At 50.3% G+C, this 20041-nt stretch carries 13 protein-coding genes and 1 pseudogene; 7 read left to right on the top strand and 7 right to left on the bottom strand.

Going from position 1 to position 20041, the window contains the following annotated elements:
* Nucleotides 1-3602: 3602 nt before the first annotated feature.
* From MCB1EB_RS12135 to MCB1EB_RS10095, 6 genes are all read right to left on the bottom strand, one after another.
* A complete protein-coding gene (locus MCB1EB_RS12135; protein WP_161566221.1) occupies nucleotides 3603-3767 on the bottom strand; it encodes a hypothetical protein in 165 nt (54 codons plus the stop codon).
* Nucleotides 3768-4576: 809 nt separating this feature from the next.
* Nucleotides 4577-4777 (bottom strand): CsbD family protein, encoded by a 201-nt coding sequence (locus tag MCB1EB_RS10115; protein ID WP_045364628.1) that lies wholly within the window; start codon nucleotides 4775-4777, stop codon nucleotides 4577-4579.
* A gap of 352 nt (nucleotides 4778-5129) precedes the next feature.
* The gene (locus MCB1EB_RS10110) at nucleotides 5130-5579 is read right to left on the bottom strand and encodes a YybH family protein (RefSeq protein ID WP_026921437.1); all 450 of its coding nucleotides are present in this window, start codon (nucleotides 5577-5579) and stop codon (nucleotides 5130-5132) included.
* A 14-nt stretch (nucleotides 5580-5593) separates the two neighbouring features.
* A complete protein-coding gene (waaF, locus tag MCB1EB_RS10105; protein WP_045364631.1) occupies nucleotides 5594-6622 on the bottom strand; it encodes a lipopolysaccharide heptosyltransferase II in 1029 nt (342 codons plus the stop codon).
* 90 nt (nucleotides 6623-6712) lie between these two features.
* Nucleotides 6713-6910, bottom strand: coding sequence for a zinc-finger domain-containing protein (locus MCB1EB_RS10100; RefSeq protein WP_126354020.1), 198 nt, complete (start codon nucleotides 6908-6910; stop codon nucleotides 6713-6715).
* Between the two features lie 11 nt (nucleotides 6911-6921).
* On the bottom strand, nucleotides 6922-7842 hold the full coding sequence (locus MCB1EB_RS10095) for a branched-chain amino acid transaminase (protein WP_026921435.1): 921 nt from the start codon (nucleotides 7840-7842) through the stop codon (nucleotides 6922-6924).
* A 352-nt stretch (nucleotides 7843-8194) separates the two neighbouring features.
* On the opposite strand from MCB1EB_RS10095, the gene MCB1EB_RS10090 reads away from it, so the two are divergent.
* The 5 genes from MCB1EB_RS10090 to MCB1EB_RS10070 all read left to right on the top strand — a co-directional run bounded on the left by MCB1EB_RS10090 (nucleotide 8195) and on the right by MCB1EB_RS10070 (nucleotide 13247).
* Nucleotides 8195-9400 carry a phosphoglycerate kinase gene (locus MCB1EB_RS10090; RefSeq protein WP_045364634.1) on the top strand — a complete coding sequence of 402 codons (1206 nt, stop codon included), beginning with the start codon at nucleotides 8195-8197 and terminating at the stop codon, nucleotides 9398-9400.
* Nucleotides 9401-9517: 117 nt separating this feature from the next.
* Nucleotides 9518-10582: a class II fructose-bisphosphate aldolase gene (gene fba / locus MCB1EB_RS10085; protein WP_026921433.1), complete on the top strand. Its 1065-nt coding sequence runs from the start codon at nucleotides 9518-9520 to the stop codon at nucleotides 10580-10582.
* Between the two features lie 36 nt (nucleotides 10583-10618).
* Nucleotides 10619-11509, top strand: a complete 891-nt coding sequence (locus MCB1EB_RS10080) for a phosphoribosylaminoimidazolesuccinocarboxamide synthase (RefSeq protein ID WP_045364637.1) — start codon at nucleotides 10619-10621, stop codon at nucleotides 11507-11509.
* A gap of 23 nt (nucleotides 11510-11532) precedes the next feature.
* On the top strand, nucleotides 11533-12039 hold the full coding sequence (purE, locus tag MCB1EB_RS10075; protein WP_045364640.1) for a 5-(carboxyamino)imidazole ribonucleotide mutase: 507 nt from the start codon (nucleotides 11533-11535) through the stop codon (nucleotides 12037-12039).
* Nucleotides 12039-13247, top strand: a complete 1209-nt coding sequence (locus MCB1EB_RS10070; RefSeq protein ID WP_045364643.1) for a 5-(carboxyamino)imidazole ribonucleotide synthase — start codon at nucleotides 12039-12041, stop codon at nucleotides 13245-13247. The genes purE and MCB1EB_RS10070 overlap by 1 nt, the downstream gene beginning before the upstream one ends.
* Here the strand turns inward: MCB1EB_RS10070 and MCB1EB_RS10065 are convergent.
* Nucleotides 13244-14149 (bottom strand): Rpn family recombination-promoting nuclease/putative transposase, encoded by a 906-nt coding sequence (locus tag MCB1EB_RS10065; RefSeq protein WP_269471776.1) that lies wholly within the window; start codon nucleotides 14147-14149, stop codon nucleotides 13244-13246. The genes MCB1EB_RS10070 and MCB1EB_RS10065 overlap by 4 nt on opposite strands.
* A gap of 147 nt (nucleotides 14150-14296) precedes the next feature.
* Here MCB1EB_RS10065 and MCB1EB_RS10060 point away from each other — a divergent pair.
* Together MCB1EB_RS10060 and MCB1EB_RS10055 are read left to right on the top strand one after the other, a co-directional pair.
* Nucleotides 14297-14452: pseudogene (locus tag MCB1EB_RS10060) on the top strand (IS481 family transposase); the annotation flags it as partial.
* A gap of 139 nt (nucleotides 14453-14591) precedes the next feature.
* Nucleotides 14592-18275, top strand: a complete 3684-nt coding sequence (locus tag MCB1EB_RS10055; protein ID WP_045364649.1) for an ATP-binding protein — start codon at nucleotides 14592-14594, stop codon at nucleotides 18273-18275.
* The last annotated feature ends 1766 nt before the right edge of the window (nucleotides 18276-20041 follow it).

The following is a 20041-nucleotide window of genomic DNA, read 5'->3' as shown; positions in this document are numbered from 1 at the left end:
ATCAGGTCCTGCTGCTGCGAGGCGAAGCGGGTTCAGGCAAATCGACTTTTAACCGACAGTTGGCCCGTCGCTTGTGGCGAGAATACGGTGCCGCGACGGCTTCGGATGAGACACCGATCGCTCTTTATATCTCGTTGCCGACCATAGATCAGCCGAACAAAAATCTACTTGGCCAGTATTTGTCGGATAAATGTGGTTTTTCGCCGGAGCAGATCGAAGCGTTGCGCCAAAGCCAGCGCTTTATATTGATTTTAGATGGCTATGATGAAATTCCCGCTGAACACCGCAACTTATATGCGGATGGAAAACTAGGCAAATGGCAAGCCAAGATCATTATCAGCAGCCGACCTGAGTATTTAACGCAAGGCTATCAAAACAATTTTCAGCCGCGAGGCTATTCACGCTCTTTGCTGGAATATGAGATTGCGCCGTTTTCAGAACAGGCGATTGAGACCTATATTGATCAGTATGTTAAGCATGCTTGCCCCCCATGGACGGTGCCAGACTATCAAGACGCGTTAAGCCATGTTCCGAATGTCAAAGAGTTATTAGGCACCCCCTTCTTGCTCAAAATGGCTTTGATCGTTCTGCCTACCCTGAGGGATGCAACGCTGGGCCTGACTCGAATTAAGTTATATGAGCAGTTTTTGCAGACTTGGTTTGAGCGTTCCCTCGCTCGTCTAGATGGGATTAGCTTGACGGAGGCACAGAAAATAGCGTTTTACCGCTTAAAAGAAGAAGGCTTTATAGAACATAGCCAAACATTTAACACCGACTTTGCGTTAGCCATGTCAAAGGCTAAAACCACGGTAGCAGCCTATTCCCCGATCGCTAGCCGTGGAATACTGCAGGATAAACGATATGAAGCCTTTCTGAGCAACCAGGATGAAGGAAAAAAGCTCCTGCGTTTTAGCGCTTTGTTGACTCGCCAGCAACAGCAATATCGGTTTATTCATAAATCAATCCAGGATTATTTAGTGGCGCGTGCGGTGTGGGAAGAACTGGAAAACTTTCCAGAATTAGGGCCATCGAATCGTTCCGTGCCGTTAAGCTGGATAGAACAGGTGCGGGTGTTATGGGAAGCGCTCAGCCCTTCAGTTCAAATGGATGCTGTCACCTTATTGAATACCTTTAATGTTGTGGAGGATTTAGCGATCCAGCAGTTTTTGGTCGAGCGAGTTCAGCAAAATGGAGGGCTGCTGAAACCGCTGTTGGCGTGGATCAAAGCGTCAACGAGCCAGGATAGCGTGAGCATTGCTGCGGCGAACGCAATCACGATCCTGATTAAAGCTGGGGTGCAGTTCAATGAAGCGGATTTAAAAGGAGTCCAGATACCCGGGGCAGATCTGAGCTTTGGGGTATTCGATTCAGCGCAGTTGCAAGGGGCGGATTTAAGCCAGGTCAATTTTCGTAATAGTTGGCTTCGCCATGCGGATTTAAGCGCAGCCAAGATGGCTGGGGTGCGGTTTGGCGAATGGGCATATCTCCAAGAAGGTAGCTCAGTGTATTCCTGCGCGTATTCACCGAATGGGAAAAATTGTGCGGTAGGCCTTGATAACGGTAAGATCCGTGTGTATACGACCTCGAATTGGGAAAAAACCTACACCTTAGAAGGACATACCTCCTCTGTTTTGAGCGTGGTGTATTCACCGAGCGGGTCGCAGATCGCCTCAGGGAGTTCTGACAATACGGTGCGGCTGTGGGACGCGCAAAGCGGAGCGGCTGGGCACACCTTAGAAGGACATACCTCCTCTGTTATTAGCGTGGTGTATTCGCCGAGCGGGTCGCAGATCGCCTCGGGCAGTCATGACCGTACGGTTCGGCTGTGGGACGCGCACAGCGGAGCGGCTGGGCACACCTTAGAAGGACATACCTCCTCTGTTAATAGCGTGGTGTATTCGCCGAACGGGTCGCAGATCGCCTCGGGCAGTCATGACCGTACGGTTCGGCTGTGGGACGCGCACAGCGGAGCGGCTGGGCACACCTTAGAAGGACATACCTCCTCTGTTAATAGCGTGGTGTATTCGCCGAACGGGTCGCAGATCGCCTCGGGCAGTCATGACCGTACGGTTCGGCTGTGGGACGCGCACAGCGGAGCGGCTGGGCACACCTTAGAAGGACATACCTTGTCTGTTATTAGCGTAGTGTATTCGCCGAGCGGGTCGCAGATCGCATCGGGGAGTTCTGACGAGACGGTTCGGCTGTGGGACGCGCAAAGCGGAGCGGCTGGGCACACCTTAAAAGGACATACCGGCGATGTTAGGAGCGTAGTGTATTCGCCGAGCGGGTCGCAGATCGCATCGGGAAGTGATGACAAGACGGTGCGTCTGTGGGACGCGCACAGCGGAGCGGCTGGGCACACCTCAGAAGGACATACCGGCGATGTTAATAGCGTGGTGTATTCGCCGAGCGGGTCGCAGATCGCATCGGGGAGTTCTGACACTACGGTGCGTCTGTGGGACGCGCACAGCGGCGCGGCTGGGCACACCTTAGAAGGACATATCCCCTCTGTTAATAGGGTGGTGTATTCGCCGAGCGGTTCGCAGATCGCATCGGGGAGTTCTGACAATACGGTGCGGCTGTGGGACGCGCACAGCGGCGCGGCTGGGCGCACCTTAGAAGGGCATACCGGCACTGTTTGGAGCGTGGTGTATTCGCCGAGCGGTTCGCAGATCGCATCGGGCAGTAGGGATAAGACGGTGCGGCTGTGGGACGCGCACAGCGGCGCGGCTGGGCACACCTTAGAAGGGCATACCGGCACTGTTTGGAGCGTGGTGTATTCGCCGAGCGGTTCGCAGATCGCATCGGGGAGTTCTGACAATACGGTGCGGCTGTGGGACGCGCACAGCGGCGCGGCTGGGCACACCTTAGAAGGACATACCTCCTCTGTTAATAGCGTGGTGTATTCGCCGAGCGGTTCGCAGATCGCATCGGGAAGTGATGACAAGACGGCGCGTCTGTGGGACGCGCACAGCGGAGCGGCTGGGCACACCTTAGAAGGACATACCTCCTCTGTTAATAGCGTGGTGTATTCGCCGAGCGGTTCGCAGATCGCATCGGGCAGTTGGGACAAGACGGTACGTCTGTGGGAGGTTGCTTCGGGTGAGTGTCTAAGAGTGATTCAAGATTTTACCGGGACGGTCTATAGCATAGCCTGGAAAGCGATGCCGGAGGGTTCCTATCTGTTGACTGGCGGTAGCGATAAGTTGGTTCGGCAGTGGGAGGTGATAGAAGAGGTGGATGGAGTTCATGCGCACCTGCGTTGGATGTCACCACCGGATAATAAGCTGATGGTGAAGGATACGTTATTGGAAGGGGTGGTTGGGTTAAGCGATATGAATCGGGCACTGTTGAAACAACGGGGCGCAAATGATGGGTTTGTCTTATCGGATTTAGCGTGAGCTGAAAGTAAGGTATTGACCGTGCGTAGCGCAAGGCCCTTGGAGCGTCTTGCGCTACGGAATGAGTGTTCGATTTAACATAAGGCTTCACTCTAGACAGTTTGTCTAAAATAAGTGATATTTATCTCATTGAGTGTTGCAAATGGCTCCACAGGAGTCACGAAAAACTCGGTGGAATATGACTCATTGACGTCATCATCCTTAAGGTCCCCCAAAGAAGTCTGCGCTTTTCTGGGCGGACAATTGCCGCCCGAGCGTACCCAAGAATTGCACAGCCGCCTGCGTGCCATTGTAGTCATTCTCAACGAATGTGATTTCTGCCCGATGTAATGGGGCTGTTTGCAAACAATGCGGACCCGTTGTCATTTAATACGGGCCGGCGCAAGCGGATAGTCTCAATTAATTCGATCCAAAACGACCTATGTTATCGGGCCAGAGCACGAATGTAATCGGGTTGCTATACATAAGCAATTTATTTTATCACATAAAACGCATAGATTATATTTTAATTTTTTCACTCAATCTTTACACGAGAGTTGTTTTGTTTTAATTTATCCTAGTTTTGATTCGCTGCAATAATCATAATCTCTAATAGATATGGGTAATTGATTGCGGCGGGTCAGGAGCTTCAATTCAATGCAACGGCCCTTGATTTTGCTGTAACCCGTAAGCGGTACGCTCAAGAATTGCGCTAGCATGAGTATGCGCGATTCTCCATTTGCCACATTTTTGCACTAGCACATAGGTTGCTAATATCAATTTAGGCTGTTCGTCCTGATTAATCGGGTATGCGCCTCAGTCACGATATAGATTGCTGTACTCGGGCTTTCATAACAGAAATAGCTATTGGGCTAAAAATTTCTGTATTAACGCAAAGATTTATTTTGAAATGTCTCGATGATCTGAGCATTGTGGAAAGGAACCATTTGGCAGAGGTGTAACGGGGAGAGTTTACTGGAAGGGCTTTTTCTGCAATCCTTAGATATAAATTGATTCAAGATAATTTAATCGTAAATGAGGATAATTACCCCATTCTAGATGGATCTGCTGGATCGCAAAAAAAAGCCCTGTTCGCCTATCTTACCTCTGGCGCAGGGCTATTGGTGGCTACTTACTGATGGGAAGCCGTGCTTAATAACAACAAATTAAGCACGGCCATTCCCACCACTCTAAATCTAGCGATTGTCGTCGAGGAAATGCTTCACTTCTTTTTGGGCTTGTTCACGTGTCTTGCCATATTTTTCTTGAATCAACCCAGCTAGCTTTTCAGCGTTGCCTTCGACTTTTTCTAAATCATTATCTGTCAGGTCGCCCCAAAGTACTTTTGCTTTACCGACGATTTGCTTCCATTTACCTAAGGCTATGTCTTGGTTCATGATGTAGTCTCCTTTAGAAATTGTATTGCGATTTAAATCTGAAACAATTGCTTAAGGCCGGCACATTCGCTTTCGTTAAACCAATAGTGCAGCATGTTTGCCATTTTGTCAATGAAGCCAGATTCCCATATTAGTGATCAGTAATTTCCCCTATGCGCATGAAAAAGCGCATAGATTATATCTAGATTGTCTTAAAGATTTCGTTAGAGAGCATCTGCATTGCTGCCATTTTGGCATTCGATTTTTACACGAGATTTATTTTATTTCAATTTATCCCGGCTCTGACCGATTGCAATATTCATATCGTTCAATAGGCACGTGTAATTGAGTCCAGCTGATCAGAGGTTTGAAATTAATGCAAAGGTCCTTGATTTTGCTGTAACCCGCCATTCGCAAAAGATTCAGCGGTACGCTCAGGAATTGCGCTAGCATGAATATGCGCAATTCTCCATTTGCCGCATTCTTGCACCAGCACATAGGTTGCTAATACCAATTTAGGCTGTTCGTCCTGGCTAAGCGGGTTATGCGCCTCAGTCACGATATAGATTGCGGTGCTCGGACTTTCATAAGAGCGCGTATCAAGCACTTGGATCTTGGGCGCGCCATATTCAAATTGCTGGGCTAAATTAGAGCGGATCGTATCTAATCCATTAAAAAGAATCCCGTTAGCGGTAATCAGACTGGTAGCGTCCTCGTCGACCCAAAGAGCCATAATGTCTTCAAGTCTGCTTTCAGCGAGTGCATGGTAGTACGCGCGTAATGTGTCAATAGCCGTATCGAATGGGCGAGTGAAGGAAGGCATGGCGTATTCTCGTTTTAACTTTCTGTCAGCAGCATCTCACGTAATTGCTCGAATACATGTTCTGGTTTGAGTTGACGCAAGCAATTCAAATGGCCTAATGGACATTCGCGCGCGAAACACGGACTGCATTCAAGTTGTAACCATTGTACTCGGGCGCGGTCAGTTAGGGGAGGGGTATGGCGTGGGTCGCTTGAACCATAAAGCGCCAGCAGTGGCCGGCGTAATGCAGCCGCAATGTGCATCAGCCCGGAATCATTGCTCACGACAACGCTGGCGCTGGCAATTAAGGCGCACGCTTCATTGAGGGTGGTTTGTCCGCACAAATTACGCACTTGGGGCGCTTGTTCAGTGATGCGCGCGCCAAGTAGAGCATCTTGCGCTGCGCCAAGCGTAATAATTTGTGCGTAAGGGAAAGCAGGGGCAATCAGTTGGGCCAGCGTTGCAAAATGTTCAACTGGCCAGCGCTTGGCCGCACCATATTCTGCGCCTGGGCAGAATGCGATGAGGGGTGCTTGCACAGTAAGCCTAAAGCGTTGCAAAGCCTGTGCGGCTTTAGGCTGATCGAGCGTAATGCGCGGCACAGGCAGCTCAGCGGGCAATCCCGCGTGCGGTGCGTAGGCCAGTGCTGCGTAATGGCGTACCATTGGCGGCCGCTGTGCGTTTTTACGCGGATTGGGGTGGCGCACATTGATGAGTCCATACCGGTGCTCGCCATGATAGCCAATGCGTAGCCGAATTTGCGCCAGCCATGGGATTAACGCGGATTTTGCTGAATTTGGCAGGATAAAAGCGGCATCGTAATCGGCTGCGCGTAGTGTTTGTGCAAGCTGCCAGCGCTGCCGTAATTGAAGCTTTTTGTGCGCGAGCTGGGTCGGGTAGACGTGGTTGATTTCCGGCATCTGCTCCAGTATCGGTGCTACCCAGTTTGGTGCGATTGCATCAAGGATAATCCGCGGATGTAGCTTTTTGAGCAGAATGAAAAGGGGCTGCGCCATAAGCGCATCGCCAATCCAGTTGGGAGCGATGATAAGTGCGCGTTGCATGAGGAAGACTGGCTAAAAGATGAGCGGCTAAGCCAGAGGCTAGGGCTGCGCCACTCAAACAAACTTAAAAAAACAAAAACGTTGTTAGCGTTAAACGGAAGTTGTATCGCTTGTCACGGTTGCGTGATGGTCCAGCGCATAGCGCGTGCCGCAATACGGGCAACTTGCTTCGCCGTGACTCACATCAATAAAAACACGTGGATGTGAACTCCAGTGGGGCATTTGAGGATTTGGGCAGAAGACGGGTAGAGCGTCCATGCCAACTTTGAGCAGTGGGGTTTGCATCATCTATCTTCTCTTTAAATGGAGGTGAGCCAGTGGGTATATTCAGGGTTTTTACCGGCCACAATTTCGAAGAACGCACGTTGCAGTTTTTCTGTTAGCGGACCACGCTGCCCGGTGCCGATGCAACGGTTATCGAGCTCTCGAATCGGCGTAATTTCGGCGGCGGTGCCAGTAAAAAAAGCCTCATCGGCGCAATACATCTCATCGCGGGTGATGCGTTTTTCAATCACTTCAATTTGATGGGCGCGCGCTATCGTCATCACCGCATCGCGCGTAATGCCATCTAGGCAAGAGGCAAGGTCAGGAGTGTAAAGTCGGCCTTTGCTAACTATAAATACATTCTCGCCTGAGCCTTCTGAGACGTAACCATCGGTATCAAGCAAAAGTGCTTCATCGTAGCCGTCGACGCTGACTTCTTGGTGAGCGAGAATTGAATTCGCATACCAGCCGCTGGCTTTTGCGCGAACTAGTGAAACGTTGACATGGTGCCGTTGCAGAGATGAAGTTTTAACCCGAATGCCGCTGCTTAACGCTTGTTCGCCGAGATAAGGTCCCCAGGGCCAGGCAGCAATTGCCACGTGAATGGTGTTGCCCTTGGCTGAGAGCCCGAGTTTTTCGGAGCCAAGCCAAGCAATCGGTCGGATGTAGCATGATTCAAGCTGGTTAGCGCGGACGACTTCGCACTGAGCATTGAAGATGGTTTGTTGATCAAACGGCAAAGTCATTTGGAAGATTTTTGCCGAATTAAAGAGGCGCTGTGTGTGTTCGTGGAGACGGAAGATCGCGGTGCCAGTCGTCGTTTGATAAGCACGAACCCCTTCAAACACAGCCATGCCATAGTGCAACGAATGGGTGAGGACATGGATATTGGCTGCGCGCCAATCAATCAACTGACCATCCATCCAGATTTTGCCGTCGCGGTCTGCCATTGACATAATGAGGTTCCTAAGTGCAGCGGTTGAAGATTGAGGCCTGTTATTATAAATCAGACGTTATTGCATTCATCTAGCGTAGCGCGAAAAATGGTTAAAAGTTTTCCTTCGCTTGCCGATCGACTCTTCGCGAACGCTGACTACTTTTCGTCGTTTATCGAAAATCACCCCATCCTTTGCATGCGGGGTGATATATCAGTTTTCTGCAAAGTAGATGTTCTTACATAATACAGGTAAAATATCGTCTTTTTTCAGTGAAACAATGATGTTTTGCCAAGCGCATTTGGCAAACATTGGGTTTAACGTTTAATGATTTTTTCAATCTTTTGCAGCTTTGATCTGCACTACGCTTCTAATGCCTGAAATTCTGCGCCTTACTGATTTGATTGCTGCTGGCAAACTGGCCGGCAAGCGAGTGTTTATCCGTGCCGATCTAAATGTGCCACGTGATGAAACTGGCCGCATTACTGACGATACACGCATCCGTGCTTCTTTACCTGCGATCACTACAGCTCTTGCTGCTGGGGCCGCGGTAATGGTGACCTCTCACCTGGGCCGGCCCGTTGAAGGCCAGCTTAAACCAGAAGATTCTTTAACTGCCGTTGCTCAGCGCTTAAGCGAGTTACTCGGTCGTACTGTGCCATTGATAAGGGATTGGGTTGAAACAGGCGTTAAGCTTGCGCCTGGGCAACTCGTGCTGCTTGAGAACTGCCGGGCCAATCCAGGAGAAAAAGCTAATGCGGATGCTCTCGCCCAGAAAATGGCGGCGCTATGCGATATATATATTAATGATGCATTTGGCACCGCGCATCGCGCCGAAGCATCTACCCATGGTATCGCAAAATATGCGCCAATCGCGGCGGCAGGGCCTTTGCTTGCGGGTGAATTAAGCGCATTGAAACGCGCGCTGGAGCAACCTAAGCGGCCGCTTGTGGCCATTGTTGGTGGTTCAAAAGTATCGACCAAACTCACCATTTTGAAGTCGCTGGCGCATAAAGTCGATCAGTTGATTGTGGGGGGTGGGATTGCGAATACATTTATGTTAGCAGCGGGTTTGCCAATTGGTAAATCACTGGCTGAAGCAAGTTTAGTCAGCGAAGCTAAGGCAATCATTGAATTGATGCAACAACGTGGCGCAGCGGTACCTATTCCACTTGATGTGGTGACGGCAAAAACGCTGAACGCCACAGCCCAACCTGAAATCAAGTCGGCCCATACAGTAGCGGAAGATGACTTAATCCTCGATCTGGGTCCCGCTAGCATGGGCCAGTTGACAGCGCTACTGGCTAAGGCTGGCACGATCATCTGGAATGGCCCGGTGGGGGTGTTTGAGTTAGATGCCTTTGGTCATGGGACTCAAGCGCTGGCGCAAGCCATTGCTGACTCTGCTGGATTTTCCATCGCAGGGGGCGGCGATACATTGGCGGCTATTGCAAAATATGGCGTGTCTGAACAAATAGGTTATATTTCAACCGGTGGCGGCGCTTTTCTTGAATTCCTTGAGGGCAAAACGCTGCCTGCCGTAGAGGCGCTTAAGACTTGCTTAGAATCGGTAGATTGATTTTTACCGATGGGTTGCGCCACTCAGGATTGCCATGGCGATTGGGCACGCTTGGTTGCGCGCCGGTGAGTGGATGCATAAACGTAATTTTATAGATTTGAATTAAGGAGAAAGCACGTGCCTCTCGTATCCATGCGCCAATTGCTTGACCATGCGGCTGAAGAAGGTTATGGGCTGCCAGCCTATAACGTAAATAACTTAGAGCAAGTACAAGCGATTATGGCAGCGGCTGATGAAGTCAATGCACCCGTGATTATGCAAGCGTCAGCCGGTGCTCGCAAATATGCTGGCGAAGCCTTTTTGCGTCACTTAATTGAAGCCGCGGTTGAGGCTTACCCCCATCTACCGGTGGTTATGCATCAAGATCATGGTCAATCGCCAGCAGTTTGTTTAAGCGCGATTCGCAGTGGTTTTACGAGCGTGATGATGGACGGCTCGCTGCAGGAAGATGGCAAAACGATTGCTTCTTATGAATACAATGTAGCGGTTTCAAGAAAAGTGGTGGATTTTGCGCATGCCATTGGGGTGACAGTCGAGGCTGAATTAGGTTGTTTAGGTTCGCTCGAGACGATGCGTGGCGATAAAGAAGATGGTCATGGCGCTGAAGGCGCAATGAGCCGTGAGCAACTCTTAACCAATCCAGAGCAAGCGGCTGATTTTGTCCGGCAGACCCAATGTGATGCACTGGCGATTGCGATCGGTACATCGCATGGCGCTTATAAATTCACTAAAAAGCCAACCGGCGATATTCTGGCGATTGAGCTCATCAAAGAAATTCACCAGCGTTTGCCAAACACGCATTTAGTGATGCATGGCTCGTCTTCGGTGCCCCAAGAATTATTGGCTGAAATCCGAGAGTTTGGCGGTGACATGCAACAAACTTATGGCGTACCGGTTGAAGAAATTCAAGAAGGCATTCGCCACGGTGTGCGTAAAATCAATATTGATACTGATTTGCGGCTGGCTATGACAGGGGCGGTGCGCCGCTTCTTAGCTGAGAACCCCAGCAAATTTGATCCGCGCGAATATTTAAAACCTGCTCGCGCTGCTGCGCAAGCGATCTGCAAAGCCCGCTATTTGGCTTTTGGCTGTGAAGGGCAGGCGAGCAAAATTAAATCCATGCCGCTTGAAAAAATGGCGCAACGTTATCAAAAAGGCGAGCTTGCGCAACAGGTGCGGTAAGACTTAGCGCACTTGCACATAGGCAAAATATTTTTTATGTCGTCCTCTACGCTTTATCAGTCAGCACTGTCTTCGCTCAGTTTATTAGGCAGCGGCAAAGTCCGCGACAATTACGCGCTAGGCAAAGATAAACTACTGATTATTACGACCGATCGCATCTCAGCGTTTGATGTGATACTGAGTGAACCCATTCCTGGTAAAGGCTGGGTTCTTAATCAGATGTCAAATTTCTGGTTTGCGCGGTTTGCGCATCATGTCCCCAACCATTTAACCGGGATTGCGCCTGAAACAGTTGTCGCTCCTGACGAACTTGAACAAGTTAAAGGTCGCGCGGTGGTGGTTAAGCGGCTAACGCCCATTTTGGTTGAAGCGGTGGTGCGTGGTTACCTAGCAGGTAGTGGTTGGAAAGACTACCAAGCAACCGGGGCGGTATGTGGAATTGCTCTACCCGCTGGCCTGAAAAATGCCCAACAATTGCCGCAGCCGATTTTTACGCCAGCGGCCAAAGCCAATCTCGGTGAGCATGACGAAAATATTTCTTTTGCTGCGGTTGAAGCATTAATTGGACCGGCATTGGCGGCGCAAATCCGCGATCTTAGCTTACTGCTTTACCGTGAAGCTGCGGAATATGCGGCAACCCGCGGGATTATTATTGCGGATACTAAATTTGAATTTGGCCTAGATGAAAACGGGGTTTTGCACCTGATGGACGAGGTTCTAACGGCGGATTCATCGCGCTTCTGGCCGGCTGACCAATACCAGATTGGTGGAAATCCCCCTTCGTTTGATAAGCAGTTCGTGCGCGATTGGCTCGAGACGCAGTCTTGGTCAAAAACTCCACCGGCTCCTACATTGCCGGCTGCTGTGATCGAAAAAACAGCCGCAAAATATCACGAAGCGCTTGAGCGCTTAACGGGCGCAATTTAACCAGCTAATGCAAGGCTAAGCAGATGGAAAATGACCGGCGACAGCAGCCGTTGATAGGCGTGGTAATGGGTTCAGTCTCGGACTGGGAAGTCATGCGGCATGCGGTGCAAATTCTAAAAGAGTTTGATGTGCAGTATGAGGCCCAAGTTCTTTCCGCCCACCGTATGCCGGACGAGATGCTGGCTTATGCACAGAATGCGCGTGCGCGCTCAATGGTGGCGATTATTGCCGGAGCTGGAGGCGCTGCGCATTTGCCAGGTATGCTCGCCGCAAAAACCACAGTACCGGTACTGGGTGTGCCTGTGCCCAGTCAATATCTAAGAGGCGTTGATTCGCTCCATTCAATTGTGCAAATGCCAAAGGGCGTGCCGGTGGCGACTTTCTCGATTGGCGAAGCAGGTGCTGCCAATGCAGCTTTATTCGCCATCGCGCTATTGGCTAATGTTTCTGCTGAATACGCCCATAAACTCGAGCTGTTCCGCCAGCAACAACACGATGCTGCGTGCGCTGCAACCCTGCCTAATCTCTAATGTTTACTCCTAGCTTTCCAATTTTGCCTGGTGCGTGGCTTGGCATACTGGGCGGCGGCCAGCTTGGCCGTATGTTTTGTTTTGCGGCCCAAACCATGGGTTACCGAGTAGCCGTGCTGGACCCTAATCCAGCCAGTCCAGCAGGCGTAGTAGCGGATCGTCATTTCTGTGCTGCCTACGAGGACGAGGCTGTGTTAGCTGAATTTGCTCAGCTATGCACGGCGATTTCAACTGAGTTTGAAAACGTGCCAGCGGCAAGTCTTGAGTACCTAGCGCGCACAACCTATGTTAGCCCGGCGAGTCACTGCGTGGCGATTGCGCAAGATCGGATTGCAGAAAAGCGTTTTATGGAGAGCTGCGGAATCGCGGTTGCGCCTCATCTCATCATAGAATCGACAGAGAGGCTAGCGCAGTTTAATCATGAACAGCTCAATTCAGTTCTGCCGGGTATTTTAAAAACCGCCCGCCTTGGCTATGATGGCAAAGGCCAAATTAAGGTGGCAAGCGCAGTTGAACTACAGCATGCTTATGCTGAGCTTGGCGGTGTGGCCTGCGTGCTTGAAAAACAAGTGCCGATTGCGTATGAAGTCTCGACGTTGATTGCGCGCAGCGTAAAGGGTGGAACCGCTATTTACCCCCTGGTGCGCAATGCGCATCGGCATGGCATTTTAATGCAAACGGTTGCACCGGCGCCAAATGTGCCGCCAGCGCAAGTTGACGTTGCAACACACACGGCTTTGGCGCTGGCTGAGCAGTTGCGCTATGTGGGGGTTCTATGTGTTGAATTCTTTGTGCTGGAAGATGGCTCGTTATTAGCCAATGAAATGGCTCCGCGCCCACACAACTCTGGGCATTACACGGTGGATGCTTGCGCTACCAGCCAATTTGAGCAGCAAGTACGCGCAATGACGGGGCTGCCATTGGGCGACACACGGCAACATTCGGCTGCGGTTATGCTGAATTTGTTGGGAGACCTTTGGTTTGCTGGAGAGGCGCATCAACAAACGCCACTCTGGCATGAGGTGCTTGGATTGCCAGCGGCGCGGCTCCATCTCTATGCAAAAGAAGAAGCCCGCCCAGCCCGTAAAATGGGGCATTTAACGCTTGCTGCGGCAACCTTGGACGAGGCCTCTGTCGCTGCGTGCGAAAGCGCGCGGCTGCTACAGATGATGCCTGCTAAAGCGAGCGGGCAATATCCGTTTGATTAGCATCTGCGGCATGTTTCATTTTCTGGCCTAAGCGCGGTGATTGTATCGTCAGAAAGTTTTGTGACTTGTTTGATAAAATCAAATGCGATACCTCCGGCTAACATATTTTTAGCTGTTTCGAGCATAGCGTCTTGCCAGCCTTCCTGTAGGCCTTTTTGCCGGCCTTCTTCAATTAAATATTGCGCAGCAGACATAATGTCCTCTCGATAATGTGGTGCGACGTTAAGCATGAATTGGACAAACTGCTGATCCATTCCATACCCTTCTTTTGCTAGATAATATAGTAATCCTTTTCTCTTTTCAATGGCTAGCGGATAGCGATCAAAAAGCTCAAAAATCTTAGGTGCAAGTTGTTTTAAATCTAAGCTATAAATGTGTTTTTGTGCCAGTTCTAATGCTGCGCAACGTTTATGTGTTGTTAAGATATCGTCTGGTATTGTGGATAAAGAAATTAATTGAATAGGCTTTGTTATTGCAAATATTTCTTGCGCTAAAACCTTGTCCCTAAAACACTCTAGCAGGCTGAGCGGACCTCGATAAGGCCCCGCACCTCGATAAAAAATGATCGGCAGCACGACAGGCAATAACGTATCACCTTGATTAAGGTGTTGTTTCATGAGCGCGCTTTGGTAGCGCCATAGTTTAAAGGGGGTGAGCTTACCCACGGCGCTTTCATGTTCAAGCAAAATATATGCTGAGCTTTGCTTTTTTCTTAGGCGGATTGAATAAACGATATCGCAGTAGTGCTGACTTAAATCATCTTCAACAAATGCGCCTGGAGCAAGCTTTAGCGTATCAAAATCAAATTGTTGTTGCACATCATGAGATAAATAAATTTGCAAAAACTCTTTGGCGATGTCTACATCCATCAAGAAGAGCTTAAACAATCCATCATGTGGCATCGATAAGTGACTCATCTAACGATTGTCTGGTTGGTTGGCTTGCCGCCAAGGGGTGGAGAATGCTAAGCATTCTGTCATCGTCAGACAATGATGCCTACTAGACCGGATGGCTAATATTTAAGGTCAATGTGGGATCAGCGGATTTGAATAGAACTGCTGCAAAATGATCTCGATGATTGGCTGGCGTATTACAACAACAATCGCAACCATCAAGGCAAAATGTGCTGTGGTCGAACACCGATTCAAACATTAATTGACGGAAAGGCGGCTTGGCAAGATAAAATCTCAATAATGAACAACTGAATTTGACCTGACAACTGCTCTCGTCAAACCGGATAGCTGCCAGATCAAGTTCTGGCTAGGACACTCGGACATTATTTATACATTTCCTTGCAGTTGATCAATACAAACCATTAACTACAAGCGCAATAAGGTTAACCCCATGTTAAACATTTCCACGCATTATCCGAAGACCCCGTTATTTCCTTTTGCCTTAGATAGGCTTGCGCCGGATTTGGAGCAAGCGCGCGCGCACAATGAAGCGCGGCCCGAGCAGGCCAATCTTTTATATGAGCAGGTGGCCGTGTCCCTGCTCGAGTTGGCCAAGCAGCAGGGCTTGACGCCGTCAGACCCAGACGCCCAAATAACCGAGCGCGATCAATCTGAGACGCCGGAGCAAACAGCCTTAAGGCAGTGCATTGCTGTTACCTATTTTGAGCATGCGGAAGTATTCGAAAAGCTCAAACAGGTTGACCAAGCGCAAGCATATTACCAAAAAGCAATAGGCTGGGGCCATGCTAACGCGTTGGAGCAGTTGACCCGCTTGCTGGCGTCATCCGGTCCCCGATTTTCCCTTGGTAAGCTACCGATTCGTCCAGAACCTTACGCTCTTCGAGAAGAATCAGCCCAATTACTCGAGCTGCTAAAGGATCAGCCCAAAGCCCTAATTGAAGTTATCGGCCTGCCTGGTGTGGGTAAAACCACGCTGCTTCAGCGCTTGATTCAGCCGCGCCCTGATGCGTTTTTTGCGTCTTACGATTTGCTGGCCTGGATTGACTGCAGCAGTGTGAACCGTGCTCATGCAGATATCCAAGCCATTGGTTACGCGCTCGGTTACGGCAATCTACGGCCGCAAACAGCCCTACGGCAAGTGGCAAACTATGTGCAGCAACATCCTCGTTCATTATTGATTTTGGACGGACTTACGCCGAGTAATGTCGATCTTGCCTTGACTTGGCTGAAGCCGTCTTTTTGGTCCGGTCAATTGATTTATACAACAGCCGAACCATTGACCGATAAGCTCAAACAACGCTTAGAGCGAGACGTTGACTCTCTGCCCCTAAGCCTTTTTACCTCGGAGCAAGCGAAGGATTTAGTGCAACAGTGCCTGCCGCAAGAGCCGCTCGACACGTGTGATTTTGCTCAGGTGATTCGGATGACAGAGGGATTTCCAGCGGTCATTCAGGCGTTGTGCCGACATTACCAAGCTACGATATTGGGTTTTAAGAATTTTGCCGACTTTTTGGCGCAATCTGAGCAACACCAAGCGGTGCGAGATATCTTATTGCGTGAGATCGCGCAGACGACTCTAGGGCCACTAGAAGCCGAAGCGGTAACGAATCCGATTACAGCGCGGGCGCTGACTATTATTAAACAGGCGGCCTGGCTGGGAGAACCCCGCATCCCCTTTGCCTTTTTTAGCCATGAACAGGTTGCTCAAGACGCCATTCAGATGTTGTCTCAGAAGCAGCTCGAGATGATGGATATCGATCAGGCGACTAACAGTCTCAAGCTTAATCCGGCCTTCCTAAACGTGGTGCAAAAACGATATCTGTCAGAACAACTTCCGCTGATTGGAAAAAACATCCAGCGACTGTTTAAGGTTTTCAATTATTTGACGGACAACGAAAGCTCAGATGGTCGTCATAACAAGCCAGAGGACTTAAAGCCCTATACTGATCTGGTCCATACGCTGGTTTTTGAGACCTGTGCTAAATTTTCCTTTGCTAAGGATTCGCCCTTACTGCACCAAGTGCTGACGTTGGGTAGCAGCCTAGCCAGACTCTATTACCTACATCACGGTGAGCTACAGCTAGCCTATGATTGTCTGCAAGCGGCCCAGCGCCTCTTTAAGCAGGGTTTGCCCAAGGAACAACTCGCGCACTTTGAACAGCGGCCAGAGGACTTTGCCTTGTCTATCGCTCAGCAAGAGACCAGTCAGGAAGAGGCCTTATTACTCAAACTGTATGCGGAAGAATATCTGTATCAAGAGGGGACCCTTGCTTCGCAGCTGGTTCCACGCGGCCAGGTTGCCGTGGAAGTGATTCAGAATTTTGAGAAGAGTTACGCCATTCAAGTCAATTTGGGTCCAGTGGGTAATCCAGAGGCGGTTGCATATACGCTACGCAATCTGACGCGAGCGTTGCGCAAGCAGGGACGTTTAGTTGATGCGCTTGAAAGGTTTGATGAATTAACGAGATGGTTTGATCGATATCCAGCGGTATTCAACGAACGTGTGCGCGCGGAGATTTTGATTGATCAGGGGATTATCCAGAAAGAATTAGAAGATGCTCGGCCGGAGGCTGAGCGGAATTATCAACCTGCGATCGATGCGCTGTATGAGACTCACCGTATTTTCTTAAGACACGAGACGGCAAACCAGCACCAAGCATTGGGAATGCTGTCTATTTACCTTGGCGAGGCTTATCTGGCGGGAGGGAATTTTGAAGCCGGTATGACCCATACCTGCCAGATTCTCCTTTACGACGGCAAGCGTCGAGAAAGACAAGGCCGTGCTTACTTCAATCTAGCGCGAGCGTTTTACGAAGCGGAGTATTGGGCTTTGGCTAAACTCTTCGTTGACCAAGCCTTACCCATACAGATAGGAGCCTTTCAGCCGGTGACAAAAGTCTTGGGCCTCAAAATAGAACAAAAACTGCTACAACACCAGCAGACGGTCACACAGGACCCAATTGATGTCCAAACGGCCAGCTGGGAGACCCAGGCAAGCCTGACAGCGTATTGTGAGGCCCAGTTGATCGCCTGCAGTGTGCCGCCGAAACTCATTTCCCGCGATCAGATTAAGGTCGTCGAGGCGACGGCCTATGCCTGGTTATGGCAGCAGCATGCAAAAGCAGTCCTCGAAACAGAGCAAGCCGTCCTAGAAGCACAGCAAGCCGAACTCACACAGAAAATTGCGGCGCTCGAAGTTCAGGAAAAAACTCAGGAAGAAAAACGGACGCTGCAGCTTCAGCAAGAGGCGCTGTGGTACCACACCTTGGCGCAGCGGATTAATTTGGACGCGCCAGAGAACAAGCATGCTCTCCTCTTTGCCAAACAATTCCAAGAAGAGCAGCTGTATCAAATGATTCAGCTGCTGCAACGAGCAAATGGAGAAAAGCTGCTCAAAAATAAAGTCGCGTTGGCAGAAAGGCTGATCGAGGCAGTATCACGTGCATTACCCAGAATCGAATTCAATGCCACGCTCGGAGCCTCCGACACGGTTGATCTGCCAGCTATCGTGCAGGCGGTGACGAAACTGCTCAGCGAACCGCACAGTGATCAAAAGGCGAGTGCCCAACGCATTGCAGATCCTGAGCAGAAGTCAAGAAGTCTGCGCGTGTGTGCCGGCATCCAGCAGCAGGTAGAAGAAATGGCCTACTATGCGGCCCGTTGCTGGCAGCCTGTATTCTCAGGACAAGCCTGGCACACCCAAGATATTCAGACGCTAGCGGAGTATGGTGCGCGCCGCGTGATGGATTACCTGAAAACAGGGGGTGTCGATATGCTATCCTCTCAAGAAAGGGTGATATTGGCCCTGATGATGGGGGAGGCGAATGCACGCTTGAGTCAGCCGAAAGCGGACGAGTCGGGGCGGACTTCACCGGGCGGCCGGAGTGTTCAAGGATTTTTCTCCGAACCAGGCGTCAAGGTGGAGGCGGAGGAACCGGGTGCAGGATTGTATCTCCCGTCTCAGCAGGTGCGTCCTAGTGTTTACGGCTATCGATTCGGCTCACCGCTGGAGGCACGTACCCGCCCGTATCAGGGAGTATTTAAGAGCGAAGCTGAAGCGCAACAAGTTGTAGAAGAGGCACGAAATCAACAAAAGAGTTGTTTAGTCATGTAGCCTTAGGGGAGGGTGTAGTCATCGTGATCAGATCGTGATGACTACACCATGCCAGACTAGCTAGCTGTCATTTTTCGAAGTACAACAAGCAATCGCGTCATCCCCGGCGATGTCGATCACAACAATGAATGGATGACAGCATCGGAAAAGTGTTGATATACTCCTTTGCGCTCCGGACTGGTGACTAAAGAGTCCATGCATTATGCGCTAGCCATTATGCTTCTGACTTACTTGGCTCTAGCGAAAACTGCCAAAAATCATCAGTGCGGCTTGGCTCAAATAAGCCCTGCTTTACAGTACTTAATAGCAAAAAATAAAAAGGAAATTCTATGTTGTCCAGACTCACACACGCAGCGTCTGCCCCCGTCAATCTAGAGCTCGCTCAAAGCTATTTGAAGGAAGGTCGATATCATAAGGAGGTGGGACATCCGGAAACCGCTTTTATCTTGTATGAGCATGCAAAGGCCTCATTGGTTAAAGTCGCTGACGAGCGCCATGTGAAGCCTTTATCTCAAGTGAAAGATGCGCTCAGAAAAGCACAAGCCCCACAGACGCCAGAAGACCAAGCCCTGCGGGATGACCTTGCGGCCATCTACTTAGAGCGCGGCGAGGTACTCGAGGCAATGGGCAAGCTCGATAAGGCGAAGGCCAGTTATGAGAAAGCCCAAACCTGGGGCCATGTCGACGCGCCAAGCAAATTGGCTCCTGCCACACGCCCCAGCAGCACGTTTGGCTCGATCAAAGGCGCCTTCCTTTCTCCCGCTGCTTCCTTCGCTATTCCTTCTCTTTCTCCTTCTTTGCTGAGCCAAGAAAACCCGGGCCTTGACGCGGCACAGATTGCCCTCAAGCTTTTTGCTAAGGACGTGTCTCAGCCTGTCGCCAACTATGAGCTTCCCGAAGTGGACGACCGTTTCACGAGCACAGCTCAGCTCGCGTATTGCCTAAACCTTTTAGAAGCTGCACCCTCTAGCGAAACAGAACGTCTTTGGTCACAGGCCACCGCCAGCAATGCTGAAGAACGAGAGCGACTGCACACGCTCACCACCGATTTGATCCGCGCCTTCATCAATGACGAACTCAAAGATGAAGAGACTGTCGCTGAAATTTTGTGTATCGCCCCAGCGCTGAAACCAGACAACTTTCAAAAGTTGTTGGCAGCGTTTGTGGAAGGTGTTAATCAGCCCCTCTTGCTGGATTTCCATTTGCTAGAAGGGCTGGCTCGACTGATTCAAAGTGCCGCTCGCAGCGCCTTAAAGCCGGATGATTTAGTCAAAATATTAAACCTTTTAAACACCCGCTTACAAGAAACGCATGGGCAGTCCACGGACAATCTTTATCAACTAACGCGCACGGTATCGAACGTATTGGATGCGATGGCCGATAGCCAGGTCACAGGCTTAGATCGCGAAACACTTCATGCGCCGCTTGCTGGTTCTCTGGGCGGATTACAAGCGAGCGACGACCCCTATCTGCTCTATAAAGCAGCCTACGCCTCCCAGGCATTGCTGTATGTACCCGATAATGAAACGCCGTGGGAAGCCGCATGGCGGCGTACCAGCACGGTAATAGGGGGGGTCGCCGGGGCTGTGAGTGCCGTCAAAGCCTTTGATCTGAAGGGTTTTGTCGAAGGGCTGCAGAATATTCAACAGGGCGTTGCGGACGTGGTAGAAGCCTTGAAGATTATGAAGGACGGGTATGATAGTTTGGTTCCGCTGGTTGAGAGTGGTTTGAGTTTGCGCGAAAGCTTACAAGCAGGATTCAGTTTT

The organism is Mycoavidus cysteinexigens (genome assembly GCF_003966915.1).
GTDB lineage: Bacteria > Pseudomonadota > Gammaproteobacteria > Burkholderiales > Burkholderiaceae > Mycoavidus > Mycoavidus cysteinexigens.
The sequence above is the reverse complement of the archived record's forward strand: the minus strand, read 5'-3'. Positions and strand labels throughout refer to the sequence as shown.

Excerpts from the sequence above, each read along its gene's own strand:
- MCB1EB_RS12135 (WP_161566221.1), bottom strand. The coding sequence starts at position 3,767 with ATGACAACGGGTCCGCATTGTTTGCAAACAGCCCCATTACATCGGGCA.
- MCB1EB_RS10115 (WP_045364628.1), bottom strand. The coding sequence starts at position 4,777 with ATGAACCAAGACATAGCCTTAGGTAAATGGAAGCAAATCGTCGGTAAA.
- MCB1EB_RS10110 (WP_026921437.1), bottom strand. The coding sequence starts at position 5,579 with ATGCCTTCCTTCACTCGCCCATTCGATACGGCTATTGACACATTACGC.
- waaF (WP_045364631.1), bottom strand. The coding sequence starts at position 6,622 with ATGCAACGCGCACTTATCATCGCTCCCAACTGGATTGGCGATGCGCTT.
- MCB1EB_RS10100 (WP_126354020.1), bottom strand. The coding sequence starts at position 6,910 with ATGATGCAAACCCCACTGCTCAAAGTTGGCATGGACGCTCTACCCGTC.
- MCB1EB_RS10095 (WP_026921435.1), bottom strand. The coding sequence starts at position 7,842 with ATGTCAATGGCAGACCGCGACGGCAAAATCTGGATGGATGGTCAGTTG.
- MCB1EB_RS10090 (WP_045364634.1), top strand. The coding sequence starts at position 8,195 with ATGCCTGAAATTCTGCGCCTTACTGATTTGATTGCTGCTGGCAAACTG.
- MCB1EB_RS10080 (WP_045364637.1), top strand. The coding sequence starts at position 10,619 with ATGTCGTCCTCTACGCTTTATCAGTCAGCACTGTCTTCGCTCAGTTTA.
- purE (WP_045364640.1), top strand. The coding sequence starts at position 11,533 with ATGGAAAATGACCGGCGACAGCAGCCGTTGATAGGCGTGGTAATGGGT.
- MCB1EB_RS10070 (WP_045364643.1), top strand. The coding sequence starts at position 12,039 with ATGTTTACTCCTAGCTTTCCAATTTTGCCTGGTGCGTGGCTTGGCATA.
- MCB1EB_RS10065 (WP_269471776.1), bottom strand. The coding sequence starts at position 14,149 with ATGCCACATGATGGATTGTTTAAGCTCTTCTTGATGGATGTAGACATC.
- MCB1EB_RS10055 (WP_045364649.1), top strand. The coding sequence starts at position 14,592 with ATGTTAAACATTTCCACGCATTATCCGAAGACCCCGTTATTTCCTTTT.